We start from the raw sequence: 14,065 nt of genomic DNA, 5'->3' as shown, positions 1-14,065 counted from the left end.
TCCCTTCTAATTAAGCTCTAAGATATTCTGTATATTTTTATTATAATAAATAGATTCCGAGTAGCTCTTTTTTAACTTCTTTGCATAGTAAATACTTTTATTAATATCTTTCTCCTTGTACATTAACGCTAATTTATACAATACTTCTTCAATATATTCTCCTTTAGAAAATAACTTCTCGTATTCTTCATAAAACTTTATTGATTCATCAAAATCATTTAACTTTTCTTCAATCACCGCATTAAAAAACAAGATATGTGGGTATAGGTAATTTTCTCTTCCATATATACAAGCTAAATTCATATCACTTTTTGCATTCTCATATTTTTTATTATTATAAGATTCCATTCCTCTTTTATATAAATAATCAACACAATTAGCTTCTAAAGCTTCTTTGCCCTTATAATACAATACTTGTTCTTCTTTGCTTAAATCCTCTAACCTAACTTTACTTATTATATTATGTAATCCTAGATATTTTTTTTCATTTATATATGTATCTATTTTGCTCAAGTCTACAGAACTCTCTTCTTTATTATCTTCTTTTTCAGTATCTTCATTCATATTATTATAATTAAGATACTGCTCGTCCATACTTTCCTTCTGTTTTACAGAAGATATATATACCTTACTTATTAAAGGTACAGCAATAATTATTAATATAATTCCTATACAAACTATAACCTTCTTCAGATCTAATAAATTATTGCCTACATTCACTTTTTCATTACTATATGACTCTATACTCTTTTTTATATTATTTGCCTCATTATTAAATCTATCTATTTCTAGAGCTTTTATTAAATAATATGAGCTTAAAGCATAATCACATTTTTTAAAATAGCACTTTGCTAAAGAGATATTTACATTTAATGAATTAAAATCACTTTCCCTACATTTCATAAAGCTCTCTATAGCTTCATCTATTTCTAATTTAGCTAAATGTTTTTTTCCTTCATTAAATAATTTCACCCTACTATAATCAGCTTTACTATCTTGAATATAATTTTTTGCAATTTTATCATCATTAAAATCCGCATTAATCTTCCAAGTAGCAACTGCCTCATCTAAGTTTCCTTTTAAATATAATAAAAGTCCTTTTAAATTCAATGCGGCAGAATTCCTTAAATTTAAACTTATTGCCTCTTCACACTGTAATAATGCTTTCTCAAGCTTTCCTTCTTCATAATATTTAATTGCCTTTGAATATAATTTATTATTATTCTTTTGTTTCATTTAAATAATCCCCCACAATATAATTCCTAATAAACCTGCTATTACTATTGTAAGTATAGGATGAATCTTTTTAGATAATAAACATCCTCCTACAATCAGAGTAACTATAATAGATTTCACATCTACATATGCATCTTTAGCTAAAGATATAAATGCATTTATTATTAATGCAATAAGAACAGGCCTCATTCCTAAAAGTGCTGCCTTTAAATATTTAGATTCCTTAAACTTATCTATAGCCTTAGATGCAATAGATACAAGTATAAAAGAAATCACTGTTATCCCTAATGTAGCAAAAATACTTCCTACTATTCCACTAACTTTATATCCTACAAAAGTTGCTGAATTAACTGATACTGGTCCTGGTGTCATTTGAGATATCCCTATTATATCTACAAATTCGCTGCTACTTAACCACTGATGTTTTTCAATAATTTCTCTTTGCATGAATGGTATCATTGCATATCCACCACCAAAGCTAAATAAACCTATCTTAAAGAATGTGAATAATAATTTTAATAGGGTCTCCATTATTCCACCTTCTCTCTAAGAAATATCATTCCATAAATAGCTGAACAAATAATAACTATAACAGGATGAATATCAAATACTACTAATGAAATTAAAGCTATAATTCCAACTATTAAATTAGATATATTTTTATTTACGCCTTTCAATAAGCTTACTACACCAGCTAAAACTAACATAGGTACTGCAGCTGTAATCCCCTTAAATATTAAATTTACATAGTAATTATCCCTAAATTGCATAAATACTGTAGCTACAAATAATATTATTATAAAGGATGGTAACGTTACTCCTAATATTGCAATTATACCTCCAATCATACCTCCTAATTTGTATCCTATAAATGTTGAGCAATTAATTGCTAATGCACCTGGAAAGCTCTGAGATATGACTAACATATCCATAAATTCTTCTTTTTCTATCCACTTATTCTTATTAACAACCTCTTCTTCAATAAGCGGAATCATGGCATATCCACCGCCAAATGTAAATGCTCCAATCTTAAAAAAAGAAAAGAACATCTTTAATAACTTTTCCATATTGCTATATAATCTCCTTATTTTTCAACTTATATTCTATCACATAAATATTGTGTGCTTATAATAGATTTTATATTTATATTTTATAAAATAAAGGCGTTGCTTATTCGGCAACACCTTTATTCTAAAACTAAATATCCCTAGAATTTCATTTTTAATATATGCAATATGAATCCCAAGCATTTTCTATTTCATCAATTGTGGAATAACTTTGCAAAAAAAACACTCGCATAAGCGAGTGTTTTTATATTATTCTTGATCTAATATTATCTTTTTAGCATTTAAAATTGATGTAGCACTCATTGAGAACTCATCTAATCCATATTCTACTAGTGTTGGAATAGCAGCTTCATCTCCTGCCATTTCTCCACACATTCCTACCCACTTACCATGCTTATGAGCACCATCGATAGTCATCTTTATTAATCTTAATACTGCTGGATGCATTGGGTTATATAGGTATGATACCTTTTCACTCATTCTATCAGCAGCTAATGTGTATTGAATTAAGTCATTTGTTCCTATTGAGAAGAAATCAACATGTTTAGCTAATTCGTCAGCATATACTGCTGCAGCTGGAATTTCAACCATGATACCCCATTGAATTGAATCTGAGTATTCTTTTCCTTCTGCTCTTAATTCAGCCTTACATTCTTCAACAACAGCCTTAGCATTTTGGAATTCTTCTAATCCAGAGATCATTGGGAACATTACACATAAGTTTCCGTAAACAGAAGCTCTTAATAATGCTCTTAATTGAACCTTGAATATTTCTTTTCTATCTAAGCAAAGTCTTATTGCTCTGTATCCTAAGAATGGGTTCATTTCTTCTGGTAATGGTAAGTATGGTAAAGTTTTATCTCCACCGATATCTAATGTTCTGATAACAACTTGTTTACCTTCCATTTTTTCAAGAACAAACTTGTAGCTTTCATATTGTTCTTCTTCAGTTGGAGCATTGTCTCTATCCATGTATAAGAATTCTGTTCTGAATAGACCAACACCATCTCCACCATTAGCAATAACACCAAGTACGTCCTCTGGTTTACCTATGTTACCACAAACTTCTACTCTCTTTCCTGATTTAGTAGTAGTCTTAACATCTATTAACTTCTTTAATTCTTCTTGTTCTGCTTTGAACTTTTCTTTTTTAGCTTCGTATTCAGCTATTACATCTTCTGATGGATTTATTATTACATCACCTGTAATACCATCTACTATTATCTTATCTCCAGTTTTAACAACTGAAGTAATATCTCCTAATCCTAAAACTGCTGGAATTTCTAATGTTCTTGCCATAATAGCAGCATGAGAAGTTCTTCCACCTATGTTTGTAATGAAACCTACAACTTTACTTCTATCTAATTGAGCAGTGTCTGATGGAGTTAAATCATGAGCAACTACTACAGTATTAGCTTCAGTTATAGCAAACGCATCTGCACCCTTACCAGCTAAGTTAGCAATTATTCTCTTAGATACATCTTTAATATCAGCAGCTCTTTCTCTCATATATACATCTTCCATTGATTCAAAGATCGATACAAACATATTAGTAACATTGTCTACAGCCTTCATAGCATTTATACTATTTGACTCAATCTCCATAGCCATAGCCCCTGTGAATTCTGGGTCGTCTAATAATGTTATATGAGCCTCAAATACAGCAGCCTTTTCTTCTCCCATTTCTGTAGCAGCTTTTTCTTTAATCTTTTCTAATTGAGCTCTTGAAGCATCTAAAGATTTTTGTAAAGCTTCTTTTTCAGCAGCTACATCTGTAACTTTTTGATCTGTTATAACTATTTCTTCATGTTCTTGTAAAAATACAGTTCCTATTGCATAACCTTTTGAAGCAGCAATACCTTTTTTCATAATTAATGATCCTCCTCAAACTATATATTCCACTAATTTAACCATCTCAAAACTCTTATTTAAATAAATTAATACCCTATAGTAAACCTTTTACATTATAAATGCAACCATTAATCATTATAACATATTTTCAAAACATGTTAACACCTATTATTTAATTTCTTTCTTTTTTAACATTTTATATTAAAACTTTTAATTCAATTAAATTTAGCTGTGATAACAACTTTTATAAGTCATCTATCAGAGTGGCAGCTTTTGCATACGCTGTAGATTTTGCTTCAAAAAAGTCTGTTTTAACTGAATTAGCATCTGCTAATATATCTACCCACGATGCAGGATTTTTATCATACCCATCGTATATTTTAGGTAATCCTATAGCACTTAACCTCAAATTTCCTAAATACTTGATATAATCTTCTATCAATTTTTTATTTATTCCTTGTATGTTATCACCTATTACATAATGTCCCCATGCAATCTCATTATTGACACCATTCTTCATCATATCTACCAATTCTTTTTTTAACTTCTCATTAAATAGCTCTGGTTCTTCTTTCTGAAGTTCTTTAATTATATTTCTAAATAGCCATAAATGAGTATTCTCATCTCTATTTATATATCTAATTTCCTGTGCAGATCCAGGCATCTTACCATTTCTCTCCAAATTATAAAAAAACATAAATCCAGAGTAGAAGTATATTCCTTCTAATATATAATTAGCCATAATTGTCTTTACTAGATTATACTTATTAGGCTCCCTTAGAAAATTATTATATAGCTCTCCTATAAATTTATTTCTTTCTAATAATATTTTATCATCCTTCCACTGGTACAATATTTCATTTCTCTTCTCTGGAGAACATATTGTATCTAACATGTAACTATAACTTTGTGAATGAACAGCTTCTTGGAATGCTTGAATTGTCAAACACAGATTAACTTCACTTGCTGTAACATAGTTTGATATATTGCTCAAATTTGCAGTTTGAATTGAATCTAAAAATATTAAAAATGATAATATTTTATCGTATGCACTTCTCTCTGCCTCATTCAATTTAAAATAATCCTTCAAATCTTGTGATAAATTAATTTCTTCTGGTATCCAAAAGTTGTTCATAGCCTGCCTATACCAATCACTAACCCATCCATACTTCATATTATTAAAGTCATTTAAATTTGTGGTATTACCATTAATCATTCTTTTTTTACTAACTTCAGTATCCCCAAATTCATTAAACAACGGTTTTCTATTTATCTCCATAACTTTCACCTTCTAAATATTTTTATGCTGAACAACTTTCACAATCACTTACTGTTAAGGATTTACTTCTTACATAGTAAATTGATTTAACTCCACACTTATTAGCTTCAACATAAAGATTCATTATACCTCTCATTGTATAATTTGTTGTTATATATAAATTAAATGATTGTCCTTGATCTATATGTCTTTGCCTTATTCCATTTATTTTAACGCACCATTCTTGATCTATATTATAAGCAGAGTTATAGTACCAATAATTATCATCACATAGCTGCGGTGCAGTTTTAGGCACTATGCTTCCCTTCTTTTCTTCTAAAAAGAACCTAGACATTATAGGGTCTACGCCTTCACTTGTACCAGCAATTGTAGCTGTAGAACCATTTGGAGCCACTGCCATAATATATCCATTTCTTATCCCATATTTATTAATCTCTTCTTTTAAGGAATTCCATTCATCAGAATCATATCTTCTTAAGGAAAAATAATCTCCGTTTTGCCAATCTGAGCCTTCAAATTCTGAATATGCTCCCTTTTCTTTAGCTATCTTCATACTTGCCTTAATTGCATAATAATTTATTTTCTCATATACCTTATCAGCAAAATCTAAATGTTTATCTGATGTCCAATGAATTCTATTATTTACAAGCATATGATGATATCCACTTGTTCCTAATCCTATAGCTCTATACTTTTTATTAGTAATATCAGCAAAAGGTACAGAATAATAATTTAAATCTATAACATTGTCCATTGCTCTAATTTGAGTTTCTACTACATAATCTAGCTCCTTATCATTAAGTACATCTACATTTCCTAGAACTATAGAAGATAAATTGCACACTACAAAATCTCCTGACTTAGTTTTTTCTACAACAATTTTATCTCCATTTTCGTCAACTATCTCTGATTTCCTTATTTCCATAGGACTCATATTTTGCATTATTTCTGTGCATAGATTAGATGAATATATCATTCCCTTATGCTTGTTAGGATTCATCCTATTTACAGTATCTCTATAAAATGCAAATGGTGTTCCTGTTTCTGCCGCACTCTTAATTATTAACCTTACTATATCTTTTACAGACATTACTCTCTTTTCTATTCTGCAATCATCAACACAATCATAATATCTTTCTTCCCACTCTTCTCCATAGAAATCCTCTAATGAATATCCTTTTACAGTTCTTATTTCATGTGGGCACATCATATACCAATTAGCATCAATATCAGTTTCTGCTAATTTCCAAAATAATTCTGGATAACATAGTCCTGGGAAAATATCATGTGCTTTCTTTCTATCATCACCGTTATTTGTTCTTAATTGAAGAAATTCAGGCAAATCCTTATGCCATGCATCTAACCAAATAGCTACTGAACCATTTCTAACGCCTAGCTGATCTACTGCTATAGCTGTATCATTAAATAGTTTTATCCAAGGTATTATTCCTCCTGATGCTCCCTTAAAGCCTCTTATAGCAGAGCCTAATGCTCTTACCTTCCCTATATATATGCCCATGCCACCACCAAACTTTGATACCTCTGCAAAATTATCAAGAGATTTATATATCCCCTTCAAGCTATCATCAACAGTATCAATAAAACATGAACTTAATTGATAGAAAGGTTTTCTTGCATTCGACATAGTTGGAGTTGCCATAGTTGCTTTTAATGAACTTAATACATCATAAAATCTTATAGCCCAATTCACTCTATTCTCTTTTTTTTCAGGAATAGCTAAGTGCATAGCAATTCCCATAAACATTTGTTGAGGTAATTCAACAACCTCCCTATCATAGTTATGAACAAGATATCTCTTACTTAATAAACTTATTCCACTATAGGTAAATAAAAAATCTCTTTCAGGCTTTATTGCACTCTCTAATTCTTTAACTTCCTCTTCTGTATAACTTTCCAATATATATTTTCCGTATAAGCCTTCCTCAGTTAACTCCTCAATAAATTTATACAAGTCTGAATATAATCCGGACTCACTTTCTACTCCCCTTATTTTTTTCACTTCCTCATAAAGCTTAAGAGTATATAATCTAGCTGAAACATATTGCCACTTTGGTTCCATCTCCGTAGTTAACTCTAATGATACTTGAATGATACATTCCATAAGTTGTTTATCATTCATCTTAGGTGTTATAATATGCTCTAAAGCTTCTTTCAGCCTATCTAATGTATATATTCCCTCATCATCTTTAATTGCTAAGAGTCCCTCTCTACATAACTTCTCTATCTTTTCCACCTTAATTCCTCCACTATATATAGTATTATTTTTTATCATTCCCTAATTCCGATACAACATATAGTACATTATAATTTTTATGAATAATTATGTAAAATTCTATATACTCCTTTTGTGGTTAAAAATTATATCTTTTTATTATTTTACTCCATATTACTCCGCTTATCTGTAACAGTTATTAATAGATAAAATTTATTACCTAAGGGCAAAAAATAGACCTAGGATTATCCTAGGTCTACTTCATTCTCTTTATTAAAAGGTAGATATATAAATATTTTAAACATATCTCCCTCTCTTGTTATATATACTTTTCCATCATGTAATTCAATTATACTTTTAGTTATAGCTAAGCCTAATCCTGACCCCTCTATTCTAGAATTTCTAGAAGCATCTCCTCTTGCAAATCTTTCAAATATCTCCTTATTATCAAAGTCCATTTCATAGTTAGATATATTCTTAAAAGAAAGAACAATGTATCCATCTTTTTCTCTAATATCTACATATACCCTAGTCCCTTCTAATGAATACTTCATAGCATTTATTATGATATTCTCTATAGCTCTTGAAATTAACTTTCCATCTAGATCAATATATACCTCTTCTTTATAGCTATCAACCTTAAATTCTATATTTTTGCTTTCATATATATAATAGTATTCCCCTATGGTTTGATGAATAAGGGAAACTATATCAATATTGTCCTTAAACAATTCCATCTTGCCACTATTAATCTTAGACATCTCAAACAAATCATCAATTAAAACCTTAAGCTTCTTAGCTTTCTTTTCAACAATAGCTAGATAATCTTCCTTCTCATCTTTAGTTATATCTTGTCTTAAAATATTTACATAATTTATTATGGAAGTTAATGGTGTTCTTAAATCATGGGATACATTAGAAATAAGCTCTGTTTTTAATTTTTCATTTCTCAATGCGTCTTCTACTGCAATACTATATCCTTCTTTTATTTTACTTATATTATTAAGTAATTCCCTAACCTCCGGACTACATTGCTCTTCAATTTCATAGTTTATATTTCCATCGTCAGATTTTTTAATAGCTTCATTCACCTTAATTATTTCAATAGATTTCTTTAATGAATAGATTATTCCTATCATAGGCAATAACATTATCAAGAAGCTTCCCTTAAATGGATACATAGAAAAAAACTTAGCCAATATATTATTCTCATACCCACCATTTACTGCTAATAAGTATAAATATACTATAAAAAATAGTGACAAACTGCAAAAAGTTATCATTAATGTCCTTCTAGTTTCCTTATAAGTAATGCCATACTTAAGTACAAATATTACGCTTTTTACAAAATTTCCTCTTAATTCAACTTTGCCTCTACTTCTTACAAATACAAAAATTATTTTCATAAGCATGAATATAGCAATAAAAATAATTATGAAGTTTAAAATAGCAATCTTTAAATTATTAATATTTGTATATCTATTTATATCTGAATAGTAATATTCCTGAAAGTTTGATAATACACCGCTATTATACACTAAGTTCTCTTCGGAAGTATTCTCGTTATCACTTATCTTAAGCATTTCACGTCCTTTATACTTACTATATAAATAATCCTGTATATCCTGCTCTGTTAATCCATCACTTACACTTAATGCATCACTAAAATCATTCGTTATAATAGAATTATCTCTCTTATCTCGTATAATAAAGTATAGCTTACTATCACTTGAATCTATATCGCTACCTTCATATGAATTATTAATAAAGTATGCTTTTAGAATCTCTTCTCTATTTTTGTCATTATAATATAATTCTTCTAATCCAAATGTATTATTATAAATATACTTTTGAAGTCCTTTTACTTCATCCAGAAATGTCTGCTTATAAAATCCCTTAGGATTTATAGTTGCTTGCATAGCCGCTAAATTCTTCGAATAATACCTAGTAAATACATCTTTATATATCTCAACTCCAAAAAATATACAAGTAAGTGCTACTACTAATATCTCAATCATCCATATATGATTAAAATAGCTCTTAATTTTCTTTTTCAATTTTGTAGCCAATACCCCACACCACCTTAATATACTCAGGCTCCTTTGTATTTAATTCTATTTTCTCTCTTATTCTTCTTATATGAACAGTAACTGTATTCTCACTTTTATAAAATGGCTCTTCCCAAACCTTCTCATATATTTCTTTTATTGAGAAAACTCGACCTAAATTTGAAGCTAATAAAAGTAATATTTTATACTCTGTTGCTGTAGCTTTTATCTCTTCTCCTCTTACAGTTATTTTCTTAAGTAAAGTATCTATTTCTAAATCTTTTACCTTTATCACTGAACTCTCTTCTATACTCAAAGGTTTTTCATATCTTCTTAATTGGGACTTAACTCTCGCTACTAACTCTAAATTGTTAAATGGCTTTGTTATGTAATCATCAGCACCTACATTTAATCCTAAAATTTTATCAGAATCTTCTCCTTTGGCTGATAACATTATTATAGGAATATTTTTACTTTCTCTAATTTTTAGGCATGTCTTTATTCCATCTAATTTAGGCATCATTATATCTAATATAATTAAATGTATTTGTTTACCCTCTAATATATCTAAAGCCTCTAAACCGTCTTCAGCCTTTATTACATTCAACTTTTCTCCTCTAAGATATATTTCAATGGCATCTCTAATTTCTTTTTCATCGTCTACAACCAAAACATTATACACACGAATTGCCCCCTTAAACTTATATATTTAAATTATATCCTATTCTTATTAAATCATATCTTTAATAATCCTTTATTAAGTTTTTATTACTTTCCTTCTTCTATACTATATTCATTATTTTCAAACTGAAAAGTATTGGTTTGCTTATTATCTATCTTAAATTTTGCTATAACAATTATAGCAATAATTATTAGTATAATAAGTAAAATCTTTTTGTTTTCCTTACTCCCTGGCAAATTTATTCTACCCATAACTATCACCTCTATTTATAATTTTACTATAATTTTCACAGTAAAGTGTTTTATTTCTCTTTTTCTTTATATATAATGGACAGGGAGTATAAATCAAATGATTAATTTTTTAATTTAGGGGTTTTTTTATGGAAAATATAAAAAATAACAAAAGCTTTATTTTAGACGTAATTATTATTTTTATTGGTTGTTTTACAGCATCTTTAGGTATTAACTTATTTTTGAGTCATGCTCAATTATTAAGTGGTGGTGCTACAGGTATTGCACTTATTTTAGAATACATGTGGAATATCTCTTCTGGTATTACTCTTTTTATTTTAAATATTCCACTTTTTATATTAAGTTACAAAAAGTTGAGTAAAGATTTTACTATTTATTCTGCCATAGGTATGGTTTCCTTATCAACGTCACTAATCATTACTAAGCAATTTTCTTCATATATAAAAGTAAATGATATGCTTCTTTACTGTATTTATGGAGGGGTTTTATGCGGAATAGGTTATGGACTTGTTTTTTTACGTAATGGCTCTGCTGGTGGTACAGATATAATAACCATGCTAATTAGAAAAAAATATTCTAATTTTAATATAGGAGCAGTTAACTTTGCTATAAATTTAATAATAGTAACTATAGGAGCTATAATATTTGGTATTCCTAGAGCTTTATATACATTAATATCAATGTTTATCCAAGGTCTTGTATTGGACCAAGTTATAAGAGGTTTCTCAAGTAAAAAGTTAATGATGATACTAACGGAAAAAGAAGAAGAAATTATTAAATACATAATAGCTGATATGCATAGGGGAGTTACTACTCTTCCTGCAAGAGGAGAGTTTACAGATCAAGACAAGAGAATGTTGTACTGTCTAGTTACCTCTAGACAGATGATTACCTTAAAAAACAGAATATTATCATGTGATCCGAAAGCCTTTATTAGTATATTAGACGTTTCTGAAGTTAAAGGGCGTGGATTCCAAAACCTATAATAAAAAGCCAGATATTTTATCTGGCTTTTTTGCTATCTAAATATTCCTTTTGTCCAATTTCATATAAATTATTTCCTTCAGTATCTATTATAACAACTAAAGGCATATCTTTAACTTCAATTTTCCTAATAGCTTCTGCACCTAAATCGTTATATGCTATTATTTCTGAACTAATAATACTTTTACCTATTAACGCTCCTGCTCCTCCAATAGCACCAAAGTAAATGCCCTTGTTTCTTATAATTGCATTTATTACCTCTTCACTTCTTGAACCTTTTCCTATCATTCCCTTAAGACCTAAATCTAAAAGCGTAGGAGCATATGGATCCATTCTATAACTAGTAGTTGGTCCTGCTGAACCAATAACTTCCCCAGGCTTTGCCGGAGTAGGACCAACGTAATAAATTATTTCATCTTTAATATTGAAAGGCAACTCCTCTCCCCTATTTACTAATTCTATCAACCTTTTATGTGCTGCGTCCCTTGCCGTATAAATTGTCCCTGATAATAATATAGTATCTCCAGCCTTTAAGCTTGTTGCTTTTTCTTCAGTTAATGGTGTTTTTAAATTTATTTCCATAATTACCTCCTATAATATTACCTCTTTATGTCTTGTAGCATGACAATTTATATTTACTGCAACAGGTAACCCTGCTATGTGAGTAGGATAAGTCTCTATATTTAATCCAATGGCTGTTGTTCTTCCACCAAACCCTTGTGGTCCTATACCTAACTCATTAACTTTTTCTAAAAGTTCAATTTCAAGATCTTTATAAAATTCATTTTTATTTCTTTCATTTATTGGTCTAATCAATGCCTTCTTAGCCAAATATGCAGCCTTGTCAAAAGTACCACCAATTCCAACTCCAATAACCATAGGGGGACATGGGTTAGGTCCAGCTTGCTTAACTGTATCTAAAATAAACTTTTTAACACCTTCTAAACCATCAGCTGGTTTTAGCATTGCTATTTTGCTCATATTTTCAGAACCAAACCCTTTAGGTGCCAAAGTAACTTTAACTTTATCCCCTCTTACTAGATTATAGTATATGACAGCTGGAGTATTATCTTTAGTATTTATTCTATCTATAGGATCCTTTACTACTGATTTTCTTAAAAATCCTTCATCATATCCTTTTCTTACCCCTTCATTAATTGCATCTTCAAGTAAGCCCCCAACAAAATGAACATCTTGTCCAACTTCTATGAAAACACAAGCCATTCCAGTATCTTGGCATATTGGGACATTCTCATTAGTAGCTATATCTGCATTTAATAAAATTTTATCTAATACATCTTCAGCTATGGTGAATGGTTCCTCTTCTTTAAACTTACTTAAAGCATCTTTTATGTCATCACTTATATAATAATTTGCATCAATGCATAATTGTTTAACTACATTTTCTATTTCTTTCACATTTATCTCTCTCATAAACTTCACCTCTAATATAATTTACATCCATATTATACTAATAGTTCATTTACTTTTCAATTACTTGCAAAATTCGTAATAAAAAAGAAGGTGCATACAAACACCTTCTTTCTTCTACATATTTCCCCGGAAATTTATTTTATTTCATCAAAATATTTATTTATTCCAATTGTTATTCCATCTACAATTTGATTTTGATGACTTTCGCTCTTTAACCTTTGTTCTTCTTCATTATTTGATAAGAAACCACATTCTACTATTAAACAAGCGCCATCATATTTATCCCTTAATATCTTATATTGTTCTTTTGCAGCCTTTTCTAATCTCTTATTATTATCTTTTACTCCTTCTTTTAATGAATCTTGTACATACTTTGCTAACTTCATACTTTTTTCGTTACTTGCATACCATACTTGAGCTCCAAAACATTTTTCGCTATTAAACTTATTTTGATGTATTGAAATGAAAACATCACATTTAGTTTCTATCTTCATTTTACATCTAGCCTCTAAATCTTTTACCTTTTTGGGAGATAATTCTTTATCTTCTTCCCTAGTCATATATACTTTATATCCCTCTTTTTCAAGTCTTTCTTTTAATCTTTTACTAATTTGAAGATTTATATCTTTTTCAATAGTTCCATTTTTTGATTGTGCACCACCATCAATGCCACCGTGACCAGCATCTATAAGTACAATGCCTTTTGATACTTCTTCAGCCATAACAGGTACTTTTATCATTAATAATGCTATAAATACTGCCACTATTATTCGTCTTACTTTCATAGTGCATCCTCCATTCAAACTTATTATCACAAAGTTATTATGTGATTAATTGGTCCATTTATTCAAAGAAAAAAGAGGCTGTCTCGTAAATGATTAAAAATCATTTACGTAGACGGTCCTTTTTTGTTGCTATTTTTATATTTATTTATTTATTACATTTACTCCAATAACTACCATATACACTTATTTAAAGCACAACAAATAGGAGGTAGTCT

13 protein-coding genes are annotated in these 14,065 nt (G+C 29.2%); 1 reads left to right on the top strand and 12 read right to left on the bottom strand.

Features of this window, described 5'->3' with window-relative positions:
* Positions 1 to 6: 6 nt before the first annotated feature.
* The 9 genes from I4V16_RS10655 to I4V16_RS10615 form a co-directional block, all read right to left on the bottom strand.
* Positions 7 to 1,236 (bottom strand): hypothetical protein, encoded by a 1,230-nt coding sequence (locus I4V16_RS10655; protein ID WP_195966681.1) that lies wholly within the window; start codon positions 1,234 to 1,236, stop codon positions 7 to 9.
* Complete coding sequence (locus tag I4V16_RS10650; protein ID WP_049180498.1) at positions 1,237 to 1,767, bottom strand: chromate transporter; 531 nt, start codon at positions 1,765 to 1,767, stop codon at positions 1,237 to 1,239.
* Entirely contained in the window at positions 1,767 to 2,303 is a 537-nt protein-coding gene (locus I4V16_RS10645) for a chromate transporter (protein WP_049180495.1), read from the bottom strand. The genes I4V16_RS10650 and I4V16_RS10645 overlap by 1 nt, the downstream gene beginning before the upstream one ends.
* 249 nt (positions 2,304 to 2,552) lie before the next feature.
* The gene (gene ptsP, locus I4V16_RS10640) at positions 2,553 to 4,172 is read right to left on the bottom strand and encodes a phosphoenolpyruvate--protein phosphotransferase (RefSeq protein WP_111937932.1); all 1,620 of its coding nucleotides are present in this window, start codon (positions 4,170 to 4,172) and stop codon (positions 2,553 to 2,555) included.
* Between the two features lie 226 nt (positions 4,173 to 4,398).
* Complete coding sequence (locus tag I4V16_RS10635; protein ID WP_049180491.1) at positions 4,399 to 5,433, bottom strand: ribonucleotide-diphosphate reductase subunit beta; 1,035 nt, start codon at positions 5,431 to 5,433, stop codon at positions 4,399 to 4,401.
* 22 nt (positions 5,434 to 5,455) lie between these two features.
* Positions 5,456 to 7,687: a ribonucleoside-diphosphate reductase subunit alpha gene (locus tag I4V16_RS10630; protein ID WP_099329806.1), complete on the bottom strand. Its 2,232-nt coding sequence runs from the start codon at positions 7,685 to 7,687 to the stop codon at positions 5,456 to 5,458.
* Positions 7,688 to 7,911: 224 nt separating this feature from the next.
* Positions 7,912 to 9,735 (bottom strand): HAMP domain-containing sensor histidine kinase, encoded by a 1,824-nt coding sequence (locus I4V16_RS17485; protein WP_242974260.1) that lies wholly within the window; start codon positions 9,733 to 9,735, stop codon positions 7,912 to 7,914.
* Complete coding sequence (locus I4V16_RS10620; RefSeq protein WP_027098868.1) at positions 9,707 to 10,396, bottom strand: response regulator transcription factor; 690 nt, start codon at positions 10,394 to 10,396, stop codon at positions 9,707 to 9,709. The genes I4V16_RS17485 and I4V16_RS10620 overlap by 29 nt, the downstream gene beginning before the upstream one ends.
* Positions 10,397 to 10,482: 86 nt before the next feature.
* Entirely contained in the window at positions 10,483 to 10,647 is a 165-nt protein-coding gene (locus tag I4V16_RS10615) for a hypothetical protein (protein WP_153246665.1), read from the bottom strand.
* Between the two features lie 128 nt (positions 10,648 to 10,775).
* Between I4V16_RS10615 and I4V16_RS10610 the strand changes: the two genes are divergently transcribed.
* Entirely contained in the window at positions 10,776 to 11,633 is an 858-nt protein-coding gene (locus I4V16_RS10610; protein WP_049180488.1) for a YitT family protein, read from the top strand.
* Positions 11,634 to 11,649: 16 nt separating this feature from the next.
* Here the strand turns inward: I4V16_RS10610 and I4V16_RS10605 are convergent, their stop codons facing one another.
* From I4V16_RS10605 to I4V16_RS10595, 3 genes are all read right to left on the bottom strand, one after another.
* Positions 11,650 to 12,213 carry a Fe-S-containing hydro-lyase gene (locus I4V16_RS10605; RefSeq protein ID WP_111937931.1) on the bottom strand — a complete coding sequence of 188 codons (564 nt, stop codon included), beginning with the start codon at positions 12,211 to 12,213 and terminating at the stop codon, positions 11,650 to 11,652.
* A 9-nt stretch (positions 12,214 to 12,222) separates the two neighbouring features.
* Positions 12,223 to 13,065 (bottom strand): fumarate hydratase, encoded by an 843-nt coding sequence (locus I4V16_RS10600; protein WP_195619371.1) that lies wholly within the window; start codon positions 13,063 to 13,065, stop codon positions 12,223 to 12,225.
* 134 nt (positions 13,066 to 13,199) lie between these two features.
* On the bottom strand, positions 13,200 to 13,850 hold the full coding sequence (locus I4V16_RS10595; RefSeq protein ID WP_049180483.1) for an N-acetylmuramoyl-L-alanine amidase: 651 nt from the start codon (positions 13,848 to 13,850) through the stop codon (positions 13,200 to 13,202).
* Positions 13,851 to 14,065 lie beyond the last annotated feature (215 nt).

The sequence above is a fragment of the Clostridium sp. 1001283B150210_160208_E6 genome (assembly GCF_015669365.1).
Taxonomy (GTDB): Bacteria; Bacillota; Clostridia; order Clostridiales; family Clostridiaceae; genus Clostridium; species Clostridium paraputrificum.
The sequence above is the reverse complement of the archived record's forward strand: the minus strand, read 5'-3'. Positions and strand labels throughout refer to the sequence as shown.